This is a genomic window from Rathayibacter rathayi (assembly GCF_004011095.1).
Classification (GTDB): Bacteria; Actinomycetota; Actinomycetes; order Actinomycetales; family Microbacteriaceae; genus Rathayibacter; species Rathayibacter rathayi.
This window is the reverse complement of the sequence record NZ_CP028129.1, coordinates 2223423-2246196: the sequence shown is the minus strand read 5'-3', so window position 1 is coordinate 2246196 and position 22774 is coordinate 2223423. Positions and strand designations below refer to the sequence as shown.

The window sequence follows — 22774 nt, the reverse complement described above, 5'->3', positions numbered from 1 at the left end:
CCTGGAAGTGCAAGACTGACGGGGCTGCCGGATGGAGCCCCAAGGAGTGCGATGAGCCAGATGCCGATCAGCCCGCCGCAAGAGCCCGCCCCGGGCCCGACGCAGGGCTCCGTCCCCTCCCGCCGTCCCTTCGGGACCGCCGCCTGGATCGCGCTCGGCACGAGCATTCTCGTGGGCGTCGTCTACACCGGCGTGCTGGGCACCTTCCTCGCCGTCGGAGTGGGCAGCGCGCTCGACTCCGCTTCCGACAGCGCATCGACGAGCGCTCCCGAGCCGTTCGGCAACCCGTCGGACGACCCCTTCGGCAGCGGCGACCCGTCCGACCCGCTCTACGGCTACCCGGGCTACCAGGACGGCGACGCCGCGACGATTCTCGGCCAGCCTTCGGCCGAGAAGGTACGCACGAGCGCTGTGCAGGCCGTCGCGGCCGTCGAGGGCGCCGTTCCCGAGGAGTGGACCTCGGCCGACGACGAGTACTACGAGCAGTCGCAGAACGCGTACGGCGGCCGCTCGCTCCTCTACGACTACATCTCGGCCACCGAGTACGCCGTCGCCGACGTCTCCACCGTCGCCGACAAGCAGGCCGTGGTCGACCGCTTCACCGCGGCGCTCGCGCCTCTCGGCTTCGACGACATCGAGATTGCTGACACCCCCGATGAGTGGTCGGACGTGGGCTACGAGTTCGACGGTGACCTCTCGGACGAGGAGGCCTCGGCCGCCCTCTGGATCGTCACCGCACGCTCCTCCGCCGACCTTGTGCCGGCGATCGAATTGGGCCTGGTGGACCTCGACGCCGACCCCAGCGGACAGGTGGCCGACATGCTCGACGGAGTCGGCCTCTCGCCGAAACCGCAGGGCGCTTTCCTCGCGGGGTACGCGAACGGGATCCTTCAGGACGGCGACCGCGGCGAGTTCACCGACCGCCTCGCGAAGTACGGCGGAGTCGCGACGACCTGAGCGGGCGCTACAAGCAAGCCTGTCCGCTCGCAAGCCCGCATCCGCCCACCGTCCGCGCTCTACGGTGAGGGAATGGCTGCACCCCGCTCGACCAGGCCCCTGCGCGACTACGCCGCGATCGGAGACGGGCGGACGGTCGCCTTGATCGCGAAGGACGGCAGCGTCGACTGGATGCCCGTCCCGGACCTCGGCTCCACTGCGGCCTTCGCCGCGCTGATCGACGCCGAGTCCGGAGGCTGCGTCGAACTCACCCCCGAGGAGCCCGCCGAGGTCTCGCGCGCCTACATCCCCGACACGAACGTCCTCGTGACCACCTTCACCACCGAGTCCGGGACGGTCCGCGTCACCGACGCGCTCGTCACCGGGATCGCCGGCCGCCTCCCGTGGGCCGAGTTGGCTCGCCGCGTGGAAGGCGTCGACGGCGAGGTCCGGATGCGCTGGGCGGTGCGCCCCGGCACCGGTCTCGGCCGCTTCTCCCCGTGGATCCAGAACGCCGACGGCCGCTCGCTCATCCGCGCGGGCGACATCACCATCGGCGTCACCGGCCAGGAACACGGGCCGGACGGCGAGGAAGCGCCCTCCGGTGCCGGCGACGAGCTGACCGGATCTTTCGTGGTGACCGCGGGGAAGGACGCCGTGCGGCACGTCCTCGTCGTCTCGGCCACCCACGACGAGCCGCTGCACTTCCCGGTCGCGAAGAACGTCGACCGTGGCATCGACCGCACCATCCGCAGCTGGCAGGACTGGTCGGAGGAGTTCTCCTACGACGGCCCGTGGTCGGAGGCGGTGCAGCGCAGCGCCCTTGCGCTCAAGCTGCTGATCTACTCGCCCACCGGGGCGATCGCGGCGGCCGCGACCACGTCGCTCCCGGAGTCGCCCAACGGCGGCAAGAACTGGGACTACCGCTTCGCCTGGGTGCGCGATGCCGCGTACACGGTGCATGCGCTGGTCCGCTTCGGCCTGCGCGAGGAGACGCACGCCGCGCTCTCCTGGCTCTTGCGCACGATCAAGGAGCACGGCCCGGATCTGCACATTTTCTACGGTCTGGACGGCTCGATGCCGACCGAGCTGGAGGAGTTCGACGTCCCGGGATACGCCGGTATCGGCCCGGTCGTCTCCGGCAACGGGGCGCAGAGCCAGCTGCAGCTGGGTGTATTCGGCGATCTTTTCGACATCTGCCGCGTCTACGTCGACGAGGGCAACGTCCTCGACATCCAGACCGGACGCCTCCTCGCTCGCGTTGCCGACACCACCTGCGACCTGTGGCGCAACCGGGATGCCGGCATGTGGGAGCTGGAGGAGGAGCAGCACTACACCTCCTCGAAAATGGGCTGCTGGCAGGCGCTGGACGCGGCCGTGCACCTCGCCGAGGTCGGTCAGGTGGCGGGCAGCCCGGATCGCTGGCGCTGTGAGCGCGACCGCATCCGCGAGTGGATCGAGGAGCACTGCTGGTCCGAGGAGGTCCGCTCCTACGTGATGTATGCGGGCAGCGAGGAATTGGACGCTTCGGTGCTCCTGCACGCGCCGAGCGGATACGAGCGCGGCGAGCGGATGATCTCGACCATCGACGCCCTGGTGGCGGAGCTGGGCCGCGGCGCACTGCTGTTCCGCTACTCCGGTATGGAGGGCGAGGAGCACCCGTTCGTGGCCTGCTCGTTCTGGCTCGCCTCCGCTCTGGCCTGCGTCGGACGGCACGAGGAGTCGGTCGCCCTGATGGACAAACTCGTCGCCACCGTGCCCAACGACGTCGGGATCATGTCCGAGATGATCGCGGTCGACGACCTGGTCTTCTGGGGCAACCTGCCGCAGGGGCTCAGCCATCTCGCGCTGATCAACGCGGCCATCACCATCGAGGAGTTGGCGCCGGAGAAGGTCGGCCGCGCGTAACCCCGGTCGCGGTCTCCGCGCAACCCGTTGAGGGTCGGCCCCGGGGAGCGTAGACCGGTAGCACCCCGCGAACCGCACCCACACAGGAGCACGTCAGCATGGACCTCGGAATCACCGGCCGCACCGCCCTCGTCACAGGAGGTGACTCCGGCATCGGCTGGACCACCGCGGAACTCCTGCTCGCCGAGGGTGCGACCGTCGTGATCTCCGATCAGGACCAGGCGACGCTGGATGAGGCAGCGGCCAAGCTCGGCGCCCCGGAGGGACGTCTTCACGCCTTCGCCGCCGATGTCACCAGGACGGATCAGCTCGCCGAGTTGCACCGCCGGGTAGCGGATGCGGTCGGCGAGATCGACATCCTCGTGCAGTGCGCCGGAGTAACGGGGGTGCAGGGCCTCTTCCACGAGATCGACGACGAGGGCTGGACCAGCACCCTCGAGGTCGATCTGCTCGGTCCCGTGCGGCTCGTGCGCGAGTTCCTCCCCGACCTGCGATCTGGAGGGTGGGGTCGCCTGGTGCTCACCGCTTCCGAGGACGCCGTGCAGCCCTACGACGACGAACTGCCCTACTGCGCCGCGAAGGCAGGGGTCCTCGCCTTCGCCAAGGGCCTCTCGCGCTCCTACGCGCAGGAGGGCCTGCTGGTGAACACGGTCTCGCCGGCGTTTATCCGCACTCCGATGACCGACGCGATGATGACCCGGCGCGCCGACCAGCGGGGCACCTCCCTCGACGAGGCGATCGCCTCGTTCCTCGACGAGGAGCGGCCGTATCTGGAGCTCAAGCGCCGGGGCGAGGCAGAGGAGGTCGCTGCCGTGATCGTGTTCCTCTGCTCCGACCGCGCCTCCTTCGTGAACGGCTCGAACTACCGCGTCGACTCCGGATCCGTCGCCACGATCTGATCCCCGAACCTCGGACCGGCCAGCGTGCGCACCTCACCCGCGCTAGCGGCGTCCAGCCGAAGAAGCCAGAATCGGGGCGGGACACCGCACCCGGCACTGCAAGAGAAAGGAACGGTCCATGACCACCACCCTCGAACGCCACGTCGAAGCCCCCGCGGGCTCCGGTGCCAAGACCAGCCGCCGCCAGAACGCCGAGAAGGGCTTCAAGGCGTCCAAGGAGCTGCTCGACAGCCTTCAGGTCGTCCTCGTCGACTTGATCGAGCTCCATGTCCAGGGCAAGCAGGCCCACTGGAACGTCGTCGGCAAGAACTTCCGCGACCTCCACCTACAGCTCGACGAGATCATCGAGGCCGCACGCGAGTTCAGCGACGACATCGCCGAGCGGATGCGCGCCCTGCACGGGATCCCGGACGGCCGCAGCGACACCGTCGCCGCGACCACGACGCTCCCCGAGTACCCGCACGGCGAGATCGACACGGCCGAAACCGTCGACCTGATCACGATCCGCCTCGAGAACACTGCCGCCACCATGCGCGAGGTGCACGACCAGGTCGACGAGGAGGACCCGACCAGCGCGGACCTCCTGCACGCGATCATCCAGAGCCTGGAGCAGTACGCCTGGATGGTGTCGGCCGAGAACCGCACCACCGCCACCGCGAAATAGCAGTACCACCGGGAGAGGGACTCCGCTGGTGCGGGGTCCCTCTTCGCGTGTCCGGAGCGAGACGAGGGGATCCCGACGCTGCGCCGGCCGGATCGGCGCGGGTCTGATCGGCGCGGTCCGCATCAGTAGGGTCGAGGTATGAGCATGCAGGTCTCCGAACTGTTCGACGCGCACCGCTGGGCGGCCGTCGACGGCTTCGACGCGCTCGAGGACATCACTTACCACCACGACCGCTCCGGCCGCATCGCGCGCGTCGCGTTTAATCGGCCGGAGGTCCGCAACGCGTTCCGACCCCGGACAGTCGACGAGCTGTTCAGCGCCCTTGAGGACGCCCGGACGAACCCGCGCATCGGCGTCGTGATCCTCACCGGTAACGGCCCGAGCCCGCGCGACGGCGGTTGGGCGTTCTGCTCCGGCGGCGACCAGCGGATCCGCGGCCGCGACGGCTACCGGTACTCCGACGGCGAGACCGCGGAGGGCATTGATTCCGCCAGGAACGGTCGCCTGCACATCCTCGAGGTGCAGCGCCTCATCCGCTTCATGCCGAAGGTCGTCATCGCGGCCGTCCCCGGCTGGGCCGCAGGAGGCGGGCACTCGCTGCATGTGGTCTGCGACCTCACGATCGCCTCCGCCGAGCACGGGCGGTTCAAACAGACGGATGCCGACGTCGGCTCCTTCGACGCCGGCTACGGCTCCGCCTACTTCGCCCGCCAGATCGGGCAGAAGGCCGCCCGCGAAGTGTTCTTCCTGGCGCGGGAGTACTCCGCGCAGCGCGCTTACGAGATGGGCGCGGTGAACGCGGTCGTGCCGCACGCCGAACTCGAGACGACGGCGGTCGAGTGGGCCGAGACGATCCTCACCAAGTCGCCGACAGCGATCCGGCTGCTGAAATATGCGTTCAACGCGGTAGACGACGGCCTCGTGGGCCAGCAGCTCTTCGCGGGCGAGACCACACGCCTCGCCTACGGCACCGACGAGGCCGTCGAGGGACGCGACTCCTTCCTCGAGAAGCGCGAACCCGACTGGTCGCCGTTCCCGTGGCAGTTCTGAGCTGGGCGGTGCGACGGTGACCCGCCCGCTGGTCGGCGTCGATGCGACTCGCGAGGTGGTGCTCCTCGCTCTTCGCGCGGCCCTCGACGGCAGCGGTCCGGCTCTTCGCGTCTCCGCGCCGGGCGCGGCCCCCGCGTCGACCGACGCGGTCGTACCGCAGCGCATCGCCGTGGTCGTCGAGACCTCGGGCTCGTCGGGCCCGCCGAAACGGGTCGCCCTCTCGACCGCCGCTCTGCTCACCAGCGCCTCCGCGACCCTCGCCGAGCTAGGCGGACCGGGGCGCTGGCTGCTTTGCCTGCCGACGCACTACGTCGCGGGACTGCAGGTGCTCGTCCGGTCGCTGACAGCGGAGGCGGACCCGGTGGTCCTCCCGGCAGGCGGCTTCGACGCGGCCGCCTTCCTCGCCCTCGCGCAGACGATGCCGGTGGGGGAGCGGCGCTACTCCTCGCTGGTTCCCGTGCAGCTCGCGCGACTGCTCGACCTCGCCGAGCGCGACCCCGCCGCGGCCGAGGTGCTCCGCTCGTTCGACGCCCTCCTGATCGGCGGTCAGGCGACGCCGCAGCCGCTCCGGGATCGTGCAGCCGCGCTCGGCGCGCGAATCCGCCTGACCTACGGCTCCAGCGAGACCTCGGGCGGATGCGTGTACGACGGCATGCCTCTGCACGACGTGCGGATGCGCGTCGAGGACGGGCAGGTGCTGCTCGGCGGTCCGACCCTCGCCGAGGGCTACCTCGCCGACGACGGGGCGCTCGACCACGAGCGCAGCGCCTCCGCCTTCCTCGAGCGCGATGGAGAGCGCTGGTACCGCACCGGCGACGCCGGCTCGATCGTCGATGGGCGCCTCCGGGTGACCGGTCGCCTCGACCGGGTCATCGTGTCGGGCGGGGAGAAGGTGTCGCTCGACGCCGTCGAGGCGGTGCTGCGTGAAGCTGCCGTCGCCGACGCGGTCGTCGTGCGCCGAACCGACGAGCAGTGGGGCGAGGTCCCGGTCGTCGTCACGGCGGAGCAGGCGCCCGCGCTCGCGGATCTGCGGACCCTCGTCACTGACCGCCTGGGTCGCGCCGCCGCCCCCGCCGCCGTGCTGCCGGTCGCGGCCGTCCCCCTGCTGGCCTCGGGCAAACCCGACCGCCGCGCCCTCGAGCGGCTCGCCGCGCAGGTCTGACGGACCCCGGGCGTCGATGAGCCGATGGGTAGGATTCCCTCCGTGTCGAGTACGAGTCGCAAGAAGAAATCCCGTAGTGGCCGCCCCGGGGGCAACCCCCGCGCCGTTGTCGTGAAGCCCGCCGGACCGCGCGAGTGGATCGCCGGCGCCCGGCTCCGCACGCTGCCGCTGGCGGTCGCCCCCGTGCTGATCGGCACCGGAGCGACCCAGGTGGTCGATGAGGGCTGGCACTGGGTGCGCGCCCTGCTCTGCCTGGCCGTGTCACTCGCACTGCAGATCGGCGTCAACTACGCCAACGACTACTCCGACGGCGTGCGCGGCACCGATGCCAGCCGCGTCGGCCCCTCGCGGCTGACCGGATCCGGAGCGGCGAAGCCGAAGCAGGTGCTCACCGTCGCCCTCGTCTTTTGCGGGATCGCCGCCGTCGCAGGCCTCGCACTCACCGCCCTCTCCGGTCACTGGTGGTTCCTCATCATCGGCGCGGCCGCGATCGCCGCCGCCTGGTTCTACACCGGCGGTCGCCGACCCTACGGCTACCTCGGCTTCGGCGAGCTCTTTGTCTTCATCTTCTTTGGGCTGGTCGCCACGGTCGGCACCACCTTCGTACAGATCGGGCGCACCAACCAGGAGTCCTGGCTCGGCGCGGTTGCGGCGGGACTCTTCGCCTGTGCGGTCCTGACGGTCAACAACATCCGCGACATCCCGACCGACCGCCTCTCGGGGAAGCGCACCCTCGCGGTCCTCGCCGGGCCCGCCGTCTCGAGGGCGATCTATACCGGGTTCGTGCTGATCCCGTTCGGAATCGCGGTGATCCTCGCGCTGTTCTACCCGCTGGCATGGCTCACGCTGTTCGTGTTGCTGATGATCCTGCCGTCCATCCTGATCACGCTGACGGCGAAGACGGCGAAGGAACTGATCCTGGCGCTGCAGCTGACCAGCCTGGGCGGGTTCGCCTACGCGGTGATCCTCGCGGCGGCGCTCGCGTTCTAGAAGGACAGCGCGGGTCAGCGCTCGTCGTGCGACGCGTCCACCGCGGCGTCCTCAATGTCATCGTCGGTCGGAGTGCGGGGGACGTCCTTGCGACGCTCGTAGATCGCCTCTGCAATGCGCTCGCGCGGCTTCCGCAGCAGGATGTAGGACAGGGACAGGCTCGCGATCGCGGCGACGAAGCCCGCAGTGACCGCTGCGGTCAGCTCCGAATCGACGAACGAGCGCGCCGACAGGTACACCAGCACGAAGACGCCGGCGAACATCGCCAGGCGCAGGAGCGAATAGACGAGGACCGCGTGGCTCAGTTTCACCGAGACAGTGTACGTCCAGCCCCTCCACTCACTTCCGTGAGCACCGTGGGAGCCTCCTGTCCAGCATCCAAGCAGGCCCTCCCCCACGGGGGTGTCGGACGTAGACTCGACACTATGATCCGCCTCGTCATCGGCCTGCTCGTGGCCCTAGCCGTCTTCACGGTCTACACCGTGATCGACGCCGCCACGAGCAATCGGCATGCCGTGCGGGCGATTCCGAAGTGGTCCTGGCTCCTGGTCGTGCTGATCCTCCCCATCGTCGGCGCCGGCCTGTGGTTCTGGATCGGCCGACCTCGCAAGCAGCGCGCCGACGGCCGCCGCTATACGGCCCCGGACGACGATCCCGACTTCCTCGGCACCCTCCGCACCGAGCGCGACCCCGAGGAGGAGCGCCTGCAGGCCGAGCGCATCGCCCAATTTGAGCGCGACCTCGCCGACATGGACGAGCAGGGTGAGGCGGACGGCCCCGGCCGCCGGGATGCCTGAGCACAGGCCGGTCGCCCCCTCCACCCGATTCGCGGTCGACCTCCTCACCCGCTTCGTTGCGCTCGGCATCCACGACGTCGTCTTGGCGCCGGGCTCCCGGTCTCAAGCGCTCGCCCTGGTCGCGGCCGAACTCGAGACCCGCGGCAGTGTGCGCCTGCATGTGCGGATCGACGAACGCTCCGCGGGGTTCCTCGCCCTGGGCCTCGCCCTCGAGTCGGGGCAGCCCGCGCTGATCATCACCACCTCCGGCACCGCCACCGCGAACCTGCACCCGGCCGTCCTCGAGGCCGACGCGTCGGACGTACCGATGATCGTGCTGACGGCTGACCGACCCGACGAGTTGCGCGGCATCCGCTCGAATCAGACCACGGAACAGCGCGAGCTCTACGGGCGCGCGGTGCGGCTCTTCGAGGACGTCGCCGCTCCGGGCGAAGCGATGACACGGGAGGAGACACACGCGCTCGCCGACCGGGCCGTCACGTCCGCGCGACGCGGGCCAGTCCACTTAAACCTCGCGTTCCGCGACCCGCTCTCCTCAGCGCTGCCGGACATCGCGTCGATCGAGCCGGTCGCGCTGCCGTCCACCCTCGAAGCGCCCGCTTCGGCCGTGCTCATCGCCGGACCCGATGAACCCCTCACGATCGTCATCGCAGGCGACAAAGCCGGCGAGCAGGCCGAGGAGATCGCCCGCGCGGGCGACTGGCCACTGCTCGCCGAGGTGTCCTCAGGAGCGCGCTTCGGACCGCAGCTCGTGGTCGCCTGGCAGCGGCTACTCGGCGAGCCGGACTTCGGCGGACGTATCCGGCGGGTGATCGTCTTCGGGCACCCGACGCTGTCCCGCGAGGTGCCCGAATTGCTGCGCCGCGAGGACGTCGAGGCGATCGTCGTGGATCCTTTGCGCGAACAGTTCTACAACCCGGGCCGACGCGCGCGCCGGGTCAGGAGTGTCGACGTGACGCGCGCCGAGGGTGCGCCGCTCCCCGCGCGACGCGAACGCGCCTGGGCCGGATCGTGGGTGGCGGCGAGCCGGGCTCTCCTGACCGACCCGGATGCGCTGGACGAGATACCCGACTCCGGATCGATGTCCCTGGAAGACCGGCGAAGCTACGCGCGAAACGCCCTCGCTGCCGTCCGCGCACCCCTCACCCGCGAATTCGTCGTCGCCGCCGTGTGGAAGGTCACCTGGCCGCACGACCGACTTCTCTTCGGAGCCTCCCGCCTGATCCGCATCGCCGACCGGACAGTACCCGGCAAGCGGATCACCGCACACTCGAACCGCGGCCTCGCAGGCATCGACGGCACGGTTTCGACCGCTCTCGGCATCGCGATCGCCTCCCAGTCCGGGAAACGGGGAGCGGGCGGTGTCACCCGAGCCGTCCTCGGCGACCTCACTCTGCTCCACGAGGCAGGCGGGCTCCTGCTCCCGCCTGGGGAACGGCGGCCGCGAGTGCAGCTCGTCGTTGTGAACGACGGCGGTGGCACCATCTTCGACGGACTCGAGGTTGCTACGAGTTCACCCCCCGACGCGTTCGACCGCGTGCAATTCACGCCCCAGAACGCAGACCTCTCGGCGCTCGCCGCGGCCTACGGATGGGGACACCGACGCGCGGCCACCCGCGGCGAGCTGGAGCAGGCGCTGACCTCGCCGGTCGACGGACCCGGGATTGTCGAGATCCGGCTCGCGCGCTGACGGCCCCAGACGCTCGGCGGGGACCTCGGACGATGCGCTCGGCGGTAAGAATGATCCGGCGGATTCGGCGGAAGCTCCTCCACAGGCGATTCACCGGGCCGATTGTCCGGATTCCGTGAAGTCCGAACCCCGGGGACCCCGAGACCCTGCTTCGCTCGCCACATGGCTGAAGAAGAAACCGCGCGGGCACAGGTCCGAACGCTCGGAGACCGCGCGGCAGCGCTCGCTCGCAGCGCCTCGCCGGTGCTCCTGTCCGGAGCGGAGGCGCTGCACGCAGGACACCGTGCAGCCCTGAGCTGCCCGGACGCCTTCGCGCGCGGTTCCGCCACAGTCAGCGCCGACTCGACCGAACTCGTCGAGCGCTCGGTCCGCGCAGAATTCGCGGTGGCCCTAGGAATCTCCGAGCGGGCCGCGGCCCGGGAACTGCTCCACGCGACACTCCTGATCGAGGAGCTGCCCCGCACACGCGCCGCACTCGCCGACGCCAGGATGCGCTGGGAGTCGGGGCAGATGATCTGCGCGGTCGCGGCATCCCTGCCCGAAGGCGCACGGGGGGCCCTCGACGACCGCGCGGTCGACCTTGCCGCGACGACGACGCCGACGCAGCTGCGACACGCACTCGCCCGACTTCGAGAGGAACTGCACGAGGAACCGATCGCCGAGCGCCACGCCCGTGCCCGCGAGGACCGCCGGGTCTGGCTGACACCCGAGATCGACGGGATGGCCACCGTCTGCGCACACGTCCCCGCTCCCCAAGCGATCGGTGCGCTTGCGCGACTAGACCGGATAGCACGGGACCTCCGCGACGCCGGAGGCAAGGACGGTGAGCTGCGGACACTGGCGCAGCTGCGCGCCGACGCCTGGGCCGACCTGCTCTGCAACGGTGACGTAGCCGGAACGACGCCGGAGGAGAGCGGTGACGGGACTTCCGTGCACGGGGTGCGAGCCGAGGTTCGCCTGACTCTAGCGGCCAGCACTGCCTCGGGAGGCGATGAGGCACCCGCCGAGCTGGACGGTTACGGGTCGATTCCCGCAGCCACTGCGCTAGCGCTCATCGATGACCGGACGTCCTTCACACCCGTGCTGACCGACGACACGACGGGAGCTGTCGTCTCCGTCGGACGACGTCACCGTCTCCCGCCACCGAGAATGCGGGAGCTCATCCAGCTCCGCGACCAGACCTGCCGGTTCCCGGGATGTACGCGGTCGGCATCGTCGACGGAGGCGGACCACACCATCGAATGGCGTAATGGCGGAGAGACCACGCCTGCGAACCTCGCCTCACTGTGTGTCCCACACCATCATGTACGCCACGGCGACCGATGGACCTACTCCCTGCAGCCGGACGGCACGGCCGACTGGACCACGCCGACGGGACGGCGCGTGACGACACGACCGCCGGTTTTTCCCGGGCGACCACCGGGGGTGCCGGAGAAGCCTGGCGATCCGGCGGGCTAAGTGGAGGCGGGCTAAGTGGAAGGGGGGCCTGCGGAGCAGGTCCCGCCTGCCGCTGCGCGCGGATGCGGCGTTCAGCTCAGCGCATCGACGATCGGACGGAACTTCATCTGTGTTTCGGCGAGCTCGGACTCCGGATCACTGTCGGCGACGATGCCAGCGCCCGCCCAGGCCGTGAGGGAACCCTTTGCAGTGACCTCAGCGCTACGGAGGCCCACAGCCCACTCGCCGTCGCCGCTACCGTCGATCCAGCCGACCGGCCCTGCATAGCGACCGCGGTCGAACGGCTCGAGCTGTCCGATCAGCGAAAGAGCGTCGGCGGTCGGGGTGCCGGCGACCGCCGCAGTCGGATGCAGGGCCCGCACGAGATCTAGGGTGGTCGAAGTGTCGCCCAGCACGCCTCGCACGTCGGTCGCCAGGTGCCACAGATTCGGCAGTCGAAGTGGGAAGGGTGCGGCATCGGCGGTGAGCTCGCGTGTGTGCGGCTTCAGCTCGCGCATCAGGCTGGCGAGCGCGAACGCGTGCTCGGAGCGGTCTTTCATACTTGCGACGAGCGCGGCCGCTACCGCGTCGTCGGCGTCCGCGTCGGTTCCGCGCGCCGCAGTACCAGCGAGAACCCTCGCCCAAACCGCTCCCTGGTCGACAGCCACGAGCGTCTCCGGGCTCGCTCCCAAGAATCCGTCCACTGCGAACGTCCAGCACTCCGGGTACCCGTCGGCGAGAGACCTCAGTAGCCGCCGCAGATCCACCTCAGCAGGCAGTTGCCCCCGAAGGTCGCGCGCGATCACTACCTTCGACAGCTCACCCGCTCGAATTGCCGCGACGGCGCTTATCACGGCCGCGCGGTAGCTGTCCGGCGTCATCGCGCCGGGCGTCAGCGGCACGCGGTAGTTTCCCCCCGACGGGTGTTCGCTGGGTGCTTCCGCGAACGTCGCCCCGGTGACCGCGATCCGCGTCAGCCACGACTTCCCGTCCCGCGTTCCGATCACTGTCCTGGGGACGATGAGCACGCTCGTCGCGGTCGATCCCCCCGAGAACGCAAACGCACCGAAAGCGATGAGTCCCGTGCCCGGCAGACCGACACTGTCGTGCACGAGCGCCGAGGCGCACAGCGTGCGCCATGTCGTTGCCGCTTCTCGGAGCCGGTCTGGTCCGGAGAACTCGAGGCGCAGCACTTCGCCTCGTCCGCTGAGTCCTGCGCCTTCGCGCTGCCAGAGCAGAGGCCGTTTCGGGTCGGTGAGGGGAAGGAGCGCCTGCGGGGAGTCCAGCGGCGTTGTTCTCACGTGCAGCGGGAGGGCCCCGGCGCCGATGTGCGTCACCTCAGCAGAGTACGCCCGCGCCATAACGTGAGACGTCCTACGCCTAGCGAGCCTTCGCGGAGGGGTCGGTTGCTACCGTGATCCGGTCCGGGGCCGCCGCGCGAGGCGGAGCGGGGCGGCCCCGGCGCTTCCCTGAGGGGTAGCGCGTCGACCGGGCGCGGGATGGCGGATGCACAGCCGTCGTCCCGCGTCTCGCCGTAGACTTGCCGATCGTGACGAAGGCAGACCTCACCAAACGGCCCGATGAGGTCGCCTTGATGTTCGATACCGTGGCTCCTGCTTACGACCTGGTGAACAGCCTTCTGTCGGTCGGCAACGATCGGCTCTGGCGGATCGCGACGACCCGGGCCGTCAACCCCGGTCGAGGCGAGCGGATCCTGGATGTCGCCGCCGGCACCGGCACGTCCAGTGCTTCGCTTGCGAGGACCGGGGCTCAGGTGGTTGCTGCAGATTTTTCTTCGGGGATGATCGCGGTCGGCCGTCGCCGTCAGGCCGGTCAGGAGCGGATCGACTTCGTCCAGGCGGATGCGATGGATCTTCCCTTCGAGGATGAGTCATTCGACGCCGTCAGCATCTCGTTCGGGCTGCGCAACGTGGCCGAGCCGCGCACGGCGCTCGCCGAGTTCCTGCGCGTACTCAGGCCGGGAGGGCGCGTCGTGGTCTGCGAGTTCTCGACTCCGCCATTTGCTGTGTTGTCCGCTGCTTACGACTTCTACCTGGCGAGGGTCATGCCGGCGATCGTGCGCCTGGCGTCGTCGAACAATCCCGCGTACGACTACCTCGGTGACTCCATCCGCGCTTGGCCCGAGCAGACCGTCGTCGCAGGGTGGTTACGCGCTGCCGGATTCGAGAGGGTCGCTTATCGCGACCTGACCGCGGGGATCGTAGCTCTCCATCGCGGCGTCAAGCCGATCGCAGCGAGTCGATGACGGCCGGGGTCCGCACAGGCCGAGACGTTAGGGTTTCCCTGTGAATGCCACTGCGCCCGTCGCTCGTCGCAGCCCGTCGTTGACGGCGCAGCTGGGCCTTTCCGAGCGCATCTTTTCTTCTTCGTCGGATCGTGCGCTCGCACGGACCATCGATGCGGGACTCGAACAGGTCGAGGGGGGGCTCGTTCGTCAGCTGTCCTTCGCGGACGCAGTGGCCGACGTGTCCACTCGGTACCTGCTTCAGGCGGGGGGGAAGCGTGTCCGTCCGATGCTCACCCTCCTAGCGGCGTCGCTCGGGCGGGGCAACACGTCGCAGGTGTTGCTCGGTGCGCAGGCGATCGAGATCACGCACCTCGCGTCGCTGTATCACGATGACGTCATGGACGAGGCGGAGAAGCGACGCGGTGTTCCGTCGGCTCAGACCGTGTGGGGCAACAACGTTGCGATTCTCACGGGTGATCTGCTTTTCGCCCGCGCGAACCAGCTGATGGTCGAACTCGGTGACAAGGCAATCCGGCTCCAGGCGGACACCTTCGAGCGGCTCGTCCTCGGCCAGCTGCACGAGACCGTTGGTCCTCGTGAGGGCGAGGACCCGATTGAGCACTATCTCTCGGTGCTCGCGGACAAGACGGGCTCGCTCATTGCCGCGGCCGGTCGCACAGGTGTCGCGTTCTCCGAGGCGCCAGAGGAGTACGAGGAGGCCATGCGCGTTTTCGGCGAGAAGATCGGCGTCGCTTTCCAGATCGTCGACGACGTGATCGACCTCTCACCTCAGCCGGAGGAGACCGGGAAGAATCCCGGGGCGGACATCCGCGCGGGTGTGGCGACGCTGCCGATTCTGCGCCTGCGCGAGCGAGCATCCTCCGACCGCCTGGCCGCTGGCCTGCTCGCGCGCATCGAAAGCTATGTCAGCCGCTCGAACGACGAGATTGCACACACGGAGGAGCAGAGCGCCGACATTTCGGACGCCATCGCGCAGCTGCGGGATCACGACGTCACGGCGCAGACCCTCACCGAGGCCCATCGGTGGGCCGACGAGGCCGTCGCTGCTCTCGCTCCGCTGCCCGACGGCTCCGTCCGTAGGGCGTTGACACGCTTCGCTGACACCGTCGTTGAGCGCAACGGCTGACCCTGACGTAGCGGCGCGCCCTGCGTCGCGGGAATGAGACCGGAGTTGCGCGCAAGCGCCCCGGTAGGAGGAACGCAATGACCAAGCTCAGGCTGGCCATCGTCGGCGCAGGGCCCGCGGGCATCTATGCCGCCGACCTCATGATCAAAGCCGAAAAGAAGTACGACGTCTCAATCGACCTGTTCGAGCATCTCCCGGCGCCGTACGGCCTGGTCCGTTATGGCGTTGCGCCCGATCATCCGCGGATCAAGGGCATCATCACCGCCCTGAGAGAGGTGCTCGATCGCGGTGACATCAGGATCTTCGGCAACGTGCATTTCGGGACTGACATCACGCTTGAGGATCTCAAGCGTCACTACCACGCGGTGATTTTCGCGACCGGCGCCGTGCGGGATGCCTCCCTCGACGTCCCCGGTGTTGACTTGAAGGGTTCCTACGGCGCGGCGGACTTCGTCAGCTGGTTCGACGGCCACCCCGATGTGCCGCGGACCTGGCCGCTCGAGGCCTCGTCGGTCGCGGTGATCGGCAACGGCAATGTGGCGCTCGATGTCTCGCGGATGCTCGCGAAGCACGCCGAGGACCTTCTTCCCACGGAGGTTCCGCCGAACGTATACGAGGGCCTACGGGCGTCGCCCGTCACCGATGTGCACGTCTTCGGTCGCCGCGGCCCCGCGCAGGTGAAGTTCACTCCCCTGGAGCTGCGTGAGTTGGGTGAGCTGCGCGATGTCGACATGATCGTCGCGGACGAGGACTTCGATCTCGATCCCGCTTCGGAGGCGGCCATCGCGACGAACAAGCAGGTGATGGTCATCAACCGGGTGCTGAACCAGTGGCGGGCCCGCGAGGGGGGCAGTGCTTCGCGCCGTCTGCACCTGCACTTCTGGGCGAAGCCGCTCGAGTTCGTCGATGACGGTTTCGGTCGAGTCGGTGCGATCCGCTACGAGCGCACCGAGCCCGACGGTGAGGGTGGCGTGCGTGGCACGGGTGAAGTCCGCGAGGTTCCCGTGCAGGCGGTCTACCGCGCGGTGGGCTACTTTGGCTCACCGTTGGACGGTTTGCCGTTTGATGAGATGCGCGGAGTAATCCCGAACCGGGAGGGGCAGGTCCTGGACGACGAGGACCAGCAGGTCCACGGCGTTTACGCGACCGGCTGGATCAAGCGTGGGCCGGTCGGTCTCATCGGTCACACCAAGTCGGACGCGATGGAGACCGTTGCCCATGTCCTCAACGACCAGGCGTCGTGGTGGACGCCCGTGCACCCCGAGGAGGCCGCGGTCGTCACCCTGCTCGAGGAGCGGGAGATCGCGTACACAGACCTCGACGGCTGGCATCGCCTCGATGAGCACGAGATGGGGCTCGGCGAGCCCGAGGGCCGCGCTCGAGTCAAGGTCGTGCCGCGCGAGGACATGATCGCCATCTCGCGGGCGGAGCCGGTCGCCGGCTGACCCGACGTCGGCCCTCCGGAGCACTTGGGGGGCGTTGCCGTCTTGGCGCGGATATCGCGCGTCTCCTCTAGGCTTCGGGCACCGCTCAGGATGGAGACAGTATGACCACGGCTGCGCCGCACGACATCATCCGGGTGCGAGGGGCGCGTCAGAACAACCTCCGAGGGCTCGATGTCGACATCCCGAAGCGCAGGATCACTGTCTTCACGGGTGTCTCAGGATCGGGCAAGTCGTCGCTGGTCTTCGGCACCATTGCAGCGGAGTCGCAGCGGCTGATCAATGAGACCTATTCCGCCTTTGTGCAGCAGTTCATGGCGTCGCCAGCTCGGCCCGATGTGGAGTCGCTCGAGGGGCTGTCGGCCACGATCGTCGTCGATCAGGAGCGGATGGGATCGAACGGCCGCTCGACGGTCGGGACGGCGACCGATGCGTACACGATGCTGCGCATCCTCTTCAGTCGGATCGGCGACCCGCACGCAGGTACGAGCGGAGCCTTCTCGTTCAACCTGCCCGAGGGGATGTGCCCGCGCTGCGAGGGCACGGGCCGGGTGTCGAGCATCGATCTGGATGCGCTGATCGACCGCTCGAAGTCGCTCGAGGGAGGAGCGCTCGATGCAATTCCGAACTTCGTGGTGGGTGGCTGGTACTGGAAAGGTCTTGCTGAGTCTGGCCTGTATCCGGCGGACGTGCCCATTGCCGAGTTCACGGCGGAGCAGATGGATGCGTTCCTCCATCGCCCGGCGACACGAATGGCCATCGCCGGCATGACCATGACCTACGAGGGTCTTCTGGTGAAGGTCACCCGGCTGTACCTCGCGAAGGAAGCGGCTCAGCCCCACATTCGGGCCTTCGCCGATCGCGTCGCCACCTTCGCCGTCTGCCCTGAGTGCGGGGGCGGGCGTCTTACCCGGGCTGCCCTCGGGTCGCGCATAGCCGGACGCAATATTGCCGAGTGTTCTGCGATGCAGGCGACCGACCTCGCCGGCTGGCTCCGTGGGATGCAGGCTCCTTCGGTCGCGCCGATCGTCGAGACGCTCCTCGGCACGCTCGACGCGCTGGTGCAGGTGGGGCTCGGCTATCTGTCGCTCGACCGCGAGTCGGGCACTCTTTCGGGGGGCGAGGCGCAACGAGTGAAGATGGTGCGGCACCTCGGGTCGAGCCTCACCGACGTGACCTACGTCTTCGATGAGCCGACGGCGGGCCTGCATCCGCACGACGTCTCGCGGATGATCGAGCTGCTGCGCCGCCTCCGCGATAAGGGCAACACCGTGCTGGTCGTCGAGCACAAGCCCGAGATTATCGAGATCGCCGATCATGTCATCGACCTCGGTCCGCGTGCCGGCGCGCACGGCGGAGAGCTGCAATTCGAGGGGACGGTGGCGGGTCTGCGCGCGTCGGACACGCTGACCGGCCGCCACCTCGGGCACCGCGTATCGCTCAAGGAGTCGGTGCGCCGCCGGGCCGGGGCGGTCGAGATCCGCGGCGCCGCGACTCACAATCTCCGTAGCATCGATGTCGATGTCCCGCTCGGCGTGCTCACGGTCGTGACCGGAGTCGCCGGCTCAGGGAAGTCATCCCTTCTGCACGGCTCGCTCGCGGGTCGGCCCGGGGTGGTCGTCGCCGACCAGTCGCCGATTCGAGGCTCGCGGCGCAGCAACCCCGCCACCTACACCGGCGTTCTCGACGCGATCCGTGCGGCGTTCGCGAAGGCTAACGGAGTGAAGCCGGCGTTGTTCAGCGCCAACTCCGCCGGCGCCTGCCCGGTCTGTAAGGGCGCCGGGATGATCTTCACCGAACTCGGTCCCGCTGCGACGGTTTCGTCGGTCTGCGAGGAGTGCGAGGGTAAGCGCTTCACCGCCGAGGTGCTCGAGTACCGCCTGCGCGGGAAGAACATCCACGAGGTGCTCTCGATGCCGATAGTCGATGCCGCGGAGTTCTTCGCCGCCGGTGCGGCTCACATGGTGCTCGCCCGACTCGTGGACGTCGGGCTCGGCTACCTCACACTCGGCCAGCCATTGAACACGCTGTCGGGAGGCGAGCGCCAGCGGCTCAAGCTTGCGATCAACATGGCCTCGTCCGGGTCGGTGTACCTGCTCGACGAGCCGACGACGGGGCTCCACCTGGCCGACGTCGACACTCTGCTCGGGCTCCTCGATCGCTTGGTCGACTCGGGAAACTCCGTCGTGGTGATCGAGCACCATCGCGCGGTGATGGCCCATGCCGATTGGGTCATCGATGTGGGTCCCGGAGCCGGCCATGACGGGGGAACAGTCGTCTTCGAGGGCACTCCCGCCGGGCTGGCGGGGTCCGGGACGCTGACCGGGCGGGCACTCGCCGAGTACGTGCGCTGAGCCCAGCAACGGTACCGAGCCGGGAGAACGGTCCGTGGGCCATGAGGTCGCGCCGGAAACGAACAAGTGGAAGAGGCCCCGGGGTCAGCGGGAGAACGGGCCGGAGAGCGCCGCCCACTGCAGCAGCATGATTGTCTTCGCGTCGACGATCTGCATGCCGATCTGAGTGAGCGCTTCATCGAAGGAAAGTTCCACCACCTCGATGTCCTCACCCTCGTCCGCGAGTCCCGCGAAGCTGCCCTCCCGGCTGCCCGCTCGGTAGCGTCCGGCGTAGAAGTGCAGCTTCTCGGTCACCGATCCCGGGCTCATGAACGCATCGAATACGTGCTCGAGCCGGCCGATCTCCAGACCAGTCTCCTCCGACGCCTCTCGGCGCGCGCCCTCCTCGGGTCCGTCCTCGTCGAGGAGGCCGGCGGGGACCTCAAGCAGCATCCCGTCGCCATCGCCGTTCACGTAGGCGGGGTAACGGAACTGGCGGATGAGGACGACCGTGCGCGCCTGCGCGTCGTAGAGCAGGACGGCCGCGCCGTTGCCCCGGTCGTAGGTCTCGCGCTCCTCGCTCGTCCAGCTGCCGTCCCGATGCCGGTACTCGAAGCGGGTGGTGCGGAGGACGTACCAGTGGCTTGAGAGGAGAGTCACCTCTCTCACCACAACGTCGGGATTGCCGGTGAGGTCGAAGCCCTCCCGATCGAGCCCGATGCGGCCTCGTCGGTCCGGCTCGTCGACGCCGGCGGTCACGCGCGTACTCCCGAGTGCACCATACCTCAGCGGAAGTTGACGAATTGGAGGTCGAGCTCGAGGTCTGCCCCGCGCAGCAGCGTCATCGTTGCCTGGAGGTCGTCGCGGCTCTTCGAGGAGACACGGAGCTCGTCGCCCTGGATCTGCGATGTGACCGTCTTCGGTGCCTCGTCGCGGATGAGCTTGTTGATCTTCTTCGCGTGCTCCTGGTCGATGCCCTCCTTCAGGGTCGCCTCGATCCGGTACTCCTTACCCGACGCGAAAGGCTCGCCCGTGTCGAGACTCTTAAGGCTGATGCCGCGCTTGATCAGCTTCGACTGGAAGACGTCCAGGATCGCGTTCGCCCGCTCCTCGGTGTTGGCCTTGATCAGGATCTTTTCTCCGCTCCAGGCGATCGAGGCGCCGACGTTCTTGAAGTCGTAGCGCTGCTCGACCTCTTTGTGAGCCTGGTTGAGGGCATTGTCCGCCTCCATCTTGTCGATCTTGCTGACGACGTCGAACGTTGAATCTGCCATGGCTGCGAGTGTAGCTTTTCGGTTCGGCGGAGCCCGGCTCCAGGCGCAGATGCTATCTCTGGGACGTGCGCCGTCTTTCCGTCCTCGTCCTCGTCCCGCTCGTCGGTCTCGTTCTCGCCGGCTGCGGCGAGCGGCCCTCCGCGCTGACGGTTGAGGAGGGGTTGTCCACCGTCCCGCCCGCAGCGGCCGTCCCCGTTGCGGCCGACGCGATCGTCCTGCAAGATCCCGAGCAGGCCGCGGAGACACCGGTGCGCCTGCTCACCGACGAGACGTGGCTCAGGACGACGGCGGCGGACAGCGGGATCCCCGCGCGCGCGTTGACCGCCTACGCAGGCGCGGCTCTGCTCATGTCGTCCGTCGATCCCGGCTGTCGTCTCGACTGGGCGACTCTGGCCGGTATCGGCTACGTCGAGAGTCGTCACGGCATGATCGACGGCGGCGAACTGCGCGAGGACGGTCGCCCGACCGAGCCGATCTACGGCCCTCGCCTGGACGGCACGTACTTCGACCCGGTCCCCGACAACGACGGCGGAGCGCTCGACGGTGACGCTGAGGTCGACCGGGCGATGGGCCCGCTTCAGATCATCCCGGCGACGTGGATGCTCTGGGCGTCGAACGGTTGGGATCCGCAGAACGTGGATCAGCAGGCGGTGACGGCGGCCCGCTACCTTTGCGACGCTGGAGGCGATCTTTCGACCGAGTCGGGGTGGCGGGCGGCGATCGCCGCCTACAATCCGGCCGGAAGCTACGCGGGCAAGGTCGCGGAGGCGGCGTCCCGGTATGCGGCGGAAACGACATGATCGGCGCGGTGCACGATTTCCGATCCGCCGGTCGCGTGGGTATCCTTGCTGAGCGCCCCCGGTTGTGATTACGCGGTCGGGTGCGCCACGGCGAGTTACCCTAGCGGCCAAAGGGATCTGACTGTAAATCAGACGGCGTAGCCTTCGGGGGTTCGAATCCCTCACTCGCCACAGTATCGACCGCCACAGTATCGACCGCCCGACGTCGACCCCCAGCCATCACCGGATGCGCGGGGCATTCCCTCTGTCGGGGCGTACCGCCGACCGGGCTCTTGCGCTCACCCGCGCGCCTCCCGCTTCAGGAATCCGGCCAGTGAGAGCGGCGCTCGTCCGGTCAGGCGCTGGACATCGCCCGAGACGTGCTCGAGCTGACCGGCCGCGATCGCGGTGTAGGTGCTGATCCACGCGTCGAGCTGCCAGTCCGGCGCGTTCCATCGACGGCGCGACGCGTACGCCTCGTCGAGAGTCTCGTCGATGAAGACCGCGGGACGCCCGGCCGCGGTCAAGGCGGCTGCCACCTCGTCGAGGGTGAGCGCCTCCGGGCCGGTGAGTTCGTAAGCTGCTCCGCGGTGCTTCTCCGGCGCGCGGAGGATTGCGGCGGCCGCCCGGGCCACGTCCTCGCGGGCGACGACGGCGGCGCGGCCCTGGCCGGCAGGACCGCGAATCATGCCGTCCTCGTCGAGCATCGCGGGCAGGAAGTCGAGGTAGAGGTTGTCGCGGAGGAACGTCCAGGTCATACCCGAGCGGCGGATCGCGTCCTCGGTCGCCGCGTGGTCGCGGGCAAGGGTGAAGACCGCGTTCGGGGCAGCACCGGCGAAGGACGTGTAGACGATGTGCTCGACACCGGCTGCGGTCGCCGACGCGACGAACGCCAGGTGCTCGGCGAGGCGCTCCGCGTTCTCCGCGGCCGAGACCATCACAAGGAGGCGGACGCCCTCGAGCGCGTCGCCGGTATCGGCGAAGGAGGCGCGCACCACCTCGGTTTCCGGCAGTTCGGGCGCGCGGGACGGGTCGCGGACCAGCAGGCGGAGGGGATGACCGGCGTCGGCGAGCTCGCGGGCGACACGGCCACCTACGGCTCCGGTGACTCCGGTGAGGGCGATCGGGGTGCTCATCCCTCCATGATGGGGCCGATCTCTAGGCTGGTGCTATGAGCGACAACGCCCCTCTCCTCGCCATCGCCCGATCTATCGCCATCGAGGCGGCGCACCTCGCCCGACAGCGGCGGCAGGACGGAGTCGAGATCGCCGCGTCGAAGTCCTCTCCCGAGGACGTGGTGACAGCCGCCGACCGAGAGGTCGAGCAGCTCATCCGCCGGCGTCTCGTCGAGGCGAGGCCGGACGATGGATTCCTCGGTGAGGAGTCGGGGTCGGGGGGAGGGACGAGCGGTCTGACCTGGGTGGTCGATCCGATCGACGGCACCGTCAACTACCTCTACGGCATCCCGTCCTACGCGGTCAGTATCGCGGTGGTCGAGGGTGAGCCTGATCCGGCGTCGTGGACGGCGCTCGCCGGTGCCGTGGTGAACGGGGCGACGGGTGAGGTCACCACGGCGAGCCGCGGTGGGGGAGCGGAGCGAAACGGCGTCACGGTGCGGGTCGTCGCGCCGACGTCCCTCTCGCTCGCGCTCATCGGCACGGGGTTCGGCTACGACGCAGCCCGCCGAGTGCGGCAGGGTGCGGTGGTGCAGGAGCTGCTGGGCTCGGTGCGTGACATCCGTCGCATCGGCTCCGCGGCCCTTGACCTTTGCTCGGTGGCGACCGGGCAGCTGAACGCCTATTACGAGCGCGGTCTGAACCCGTGGGATCTGGCCGCCGGTGCGCTGATCGTGCAGGAGGCGGGCGCGCGGGTGGCGGGCCTGGACGGCGCTCCGTTCGGCTCCGATCTGCTCATCGCGGCTCCCGACCCGCTCTTCGCCGAGCTGGAGGATCTGCTGCGCCGCCTGCGCGCGGACGAGGTGTAACCGCTCTCGGAGCCACAGCCGGCTCAACCCTGCT

Annotated in this window: 21 protein-coding genes and 1 tRNA gene; 17 read left to right on the top strand and 5 right to left on the bottom strand. The window is 69.0% G+C overall.

All coding sequences use genetic code 11. The annotated features are described in order from the left end of the window. Nucleotides 1-51: 51 nt before the first annotated feature. The 7 genes from C1O28_RS10795 (at nucleotide 52) to C1O28_RS10765 (ending at nucleotide 7609) form a co-directional block, all read left to right on the top strand. Complete coding sequence (locus C1O28_RS10795) at nucleotides 52-957, top strand: hypothetical protein (RefSeq protein ID WP_097165246.1); 906 nt, start codon at nucleotides 52-54, stop codon at nucleotides 955-957. 72 nt (nucleotides 958-1029) lie between these two features. After that, on the top strand, nucleotides 1030-2844 hold the full coding sequence (locus tag C1O28_RS10790) for a glycoside hydrolase family 15 protein (protein ID WP_097165247.1): 1815 nt from the start codon (nucleotides 1030-1032) through the stop codon (nucleotides 2842-2844). A 98-nt stretch (nucleotides 2845-2942) separates the two neighbouring features. After that, entirely contained in the window at nucleotides 2943-3743 is an 801-nt protein-coding gene (locus tag C1O28_RS10785) for an SDR family NAD(P)-dependent oxidoreductase (RefSeq protein WP_097165248.1), read from the top strand. Between the two features lie 118 nt (nucleotides 3744-3861). Further along, nucleotides 3862-4407 carry a Dps family protein gene (locus C1O28_RS10780; protein ID WP_097165249.1) on the top strand — a complete coding sequence of 182 codons (546 nt, stop codon included), beginning with the start codon at nucleotides 3862-3864 and terminating at the stop codon, nucleotides 4405-4407. Nucleotides 4408-4545: 138 nt separating this feature from the next. Then, nucleotides 4546-5457 carry a 1,4-dihydroxy-2-naphthoyl-CoA synthase gene (locus C1O28_RS10775; RefSeq protein ID WP_097165250.1) on the top strand — a complete coding sequence of 304 codons (912 nt, stop codon included), beginning with the start codon at nucleotides 4546-4548 and terminating at the stop codon, nucleotides 5455-5457. A 16-nt stretch (nucleotides 5458-5473) separates the two neighbouring features. After that, nucleotides 5474-6619 (top strand): AMP-binding protein, encoded by a 1146-nt coding sequence (locus C1O28_RS10770; protein WP_243391991.1) that lies wholly within the window; start codon nucleotides 5474-5476, stop codon nucleotides 6617-6619. A gap of 24 nt (nucleotides 6620-6643) precedes the next feature. Then, nucleotides 6644-7609 (top strand): 1,4-dihydroxy-2-naphthoate polyprenyltransferase, encoded by a 966-nt coding sequence (locus tag C1O28_RS10765; RefSeq protein WP_097165251.1) that lies wholly within the window; start codon nucleotides 6644-6646, stop codon nucleotides 7607-7609. Between the two features lie 14 nt (nucleotides 7610-7623). On the opposite strand, the gene C1O28_RS10760 is transcribed toward C1O28_RS10765, so the two are convergent. Then, nucleotides 7624-7920, bottom strand: coding sequence for a DUF4229 domain-containing protein (locus tag C1O28_RS10760; RefSeq protein ID WP_097165252.1), 297 nt, complete (start codon nucleotides 7918-7920; stop codon nucleotides 7624-7626). A 114-nt stretch (nucleotides 7921-8034) separates the two neighbouring features. On the opposite strand from C1O28_RS10760, the gene C1O28_RS10755 reads away from it, so the two are divergent. The 3 genes from C1O28_RS10755 to C1O28_RS10745 all read left to right on the top strand — a co-directional run bounded on the left by C1O28_RS10755 (nucleotide 8035) and on the right by C1O28_RS10745 (nucleotide 11554). Next, entirely contained in the window at nucleotides 8035-8406 is a 372-nt protein-coding gene (locus C1O28_RS10755; protein ID WP_097165253.1) for a PLD nuclease N-terminal domain-containing protein, read from the top strand. Then, on the top strand, nucleotides 8399-10096 hold the full coding sequence (menD, locus tag C1O28_RS10750) for a 2-succinyl-5-enolpyruvyl-6-hydroxy-3-cyclohexene-1-carboxylic-acid synthase (protein ID WP_097165653.1): 1698 nt from the start codon (nucleotides 8399-8401) through the stop codon (nucleotides 10094-10096). Before C1O28_RS10755 ends, menD begins: the two co-directional genes overlap by 8 nt. 162 nt (nucleotides 10097-10258) lie before the next feature. Then, entirely contained in the window at nucleotides 10259-11554 is a 1296-nt protein-coding gene (locus tag C1O28_RS10745; RefSeq protein WP_097165254.1) for an HNH endonuclease signature motif containing protein, read from the top strand. A gap of 71 nt (nucleotides 11555-11625) precedes the next feature. Here the strand turns inward: C1O28_RS10745 and C1O28_RS10740 are convergent, their stop codons facing one another. Then, complete coding sequence (locus tag C1O28_RS10740; RefSeq protein ID WP_097165255.1) at nucleotides 11626-12894, bottom strand: isochorismate synthase; 1269 nt, start codon at nucleotides 12892-12894, stop codon at nucleotides 11626-11628. A 188-nt stretch (nucleotides 12895-13082) separates the two neighbouring features. On the opposite strand from C1O28_RS10740, the gene ubiE reads away from it, so the two are divergent. The 4 genes from ubiE (at nucleotide 13083) to C1O28_RS10720 (ending at nucleotide 18724) form a co-directional block, all read left to right on the top strand. Beyond that, nucleotides 13083-13799: a bifunctional demethylmenaquinone methyltransferase/2-methoxy-6-polyprenyl-1,4-benzoquinol methylase UbiE gene (ubiE, locus tag C1O28_RS10735; RefSeq protein ID WP_122999644.1), complete on the top strand. Its 717-nt coding sequence runs from the start codon at nucleotides 13083-13085 to the stop codon at nucleotides 13797-13799. 40 nt (nucleotides 13800-13839) lie between these two features. Further along, the gene (locus C1O28_RS10730) at nucleotides 13840-14928 is read left to right on the top strand and encodes a polyprenyl synthetase family protein (RefSeq protein WP_097165256.1); all 1089 of its coding nucleotides are present in this window, start codon (nucleotides 13840-13842) and stop codon (nucleotides 14926-14928) included. Nucleotides 14929-15005: 77 nt separating this feature from the next. Next, nucleotides 15006-16373, top strand: coding sequence for an FAD-dependent oxidoreductase (locus tag C1O28_RS10725; RefSeq protein WP_097165257.1), 1368 nt, complete (start codon nucleotides 15006-15008; stop codon nucleotides 16371-16373). Nucleotides 16374-16474: 101 nt separating this feature from the next. After that, nucleotides 16475-18724: an ATP-binding cassette domain-containing protein gene (locus C1O28_RS10720; protein ID WP_097165258.1), complete on the top strand. Its 2250-nt coding sequence runs from the start codon at nucleotides 16475-16477 to the stop codon at nucleotides 18722-18724. Between the two features lie 84 nt (nucleotides 18725-18808). Here C1O28_RS10720 and C1O28_RS10715 read toward each other — a convergent pair whose 3' ends face one another. Then, the gene (locus tag C1O28_RS10715) at nucleotides 18809-19462 is read right to left on the bottom strand and encodes an NUDIX domain-containing protein (protein WP_097165259.1); all 654 of its coding nucleotides are present in this window, start codon (nucleotides 19460-19462) and stop codon (nucleotides 18809-18811) included. Nucleotides 19463-19488: 26 nt separating this feature from the next. Next, nucleotides 19489-19977 carry a YajQ family cyclic di-GMP-binding protein gene (locus tag C1O28_RS10710; RefSeq protein ID WP_097165260.1) on the bottom strand — a complete coding sequence of 163 codons (489 nt, stop codon included), beginning with the start codon at nucleotides 19975-19977 and terminating at the stop codon, nucleotides 19489-19491. 65 nt (nucleotides 19978-20042) lie between these two features. Here C1O28_RS10710 and C1O28_RS10705 point away from each other — a divergent pair, with 65 nt between their 5' ends. Together C1O28_RS10705 and C1O28_RS10700 are read left to right on the top strand one after the other, a co-directional pair. Beyond that, on the top strand, nucleotides 20043-20777 hold the full coding sequence (locus C1O28_RS10705) for a lysozyme family protein (RefSeq protein WP_097165261.1): 735 nt from the start codon (nucleotides 20043-20045) through the stop codon (nucleotides 20775-20777). An 89-nt stretch (nucleotides 20778-20866) separates the two neighbouring features. Then, nucleotides 20867-20948 (top strand) — tRNA-Tyr (locus C1O28_RS10700). 107 nt (nucleotides 20949-21055) lie between these two features. Here C1O28_RS10700 and C1O28_RS10695 read toward each other — a convergent pair. Then, nucleotides 21056-21892, bottom strand: coding sequence for an SDR family oxidoreductase (locus C1O28_RS10695; RefSeq protein ID WP_097165262.1), 837 nt, complete (start codon nucleotides 21890-21892; stop codon nucleotides 21056-21058). A 35-nt stretch (nucleotides 21893-21927) separates the two neighbouring features. On the opposite strand from C1O28_RS10695, the gene C1O28_RS10690 reads away from it, so the two are divergent. Beyond that, nucleotides 21928-22740, top strand: a complete 813-nt coding sequence (locus tag C1O28_RS10690) for an inositol monophosphatase family protein (protein ID WP_097165263.1) — start codon at nucleotides 21928-21930, stop codon at nucleotides 22738-22740. The last annotated feature ends 34 nt before the right edge of the window (nucleotides 22741-22774 follow it).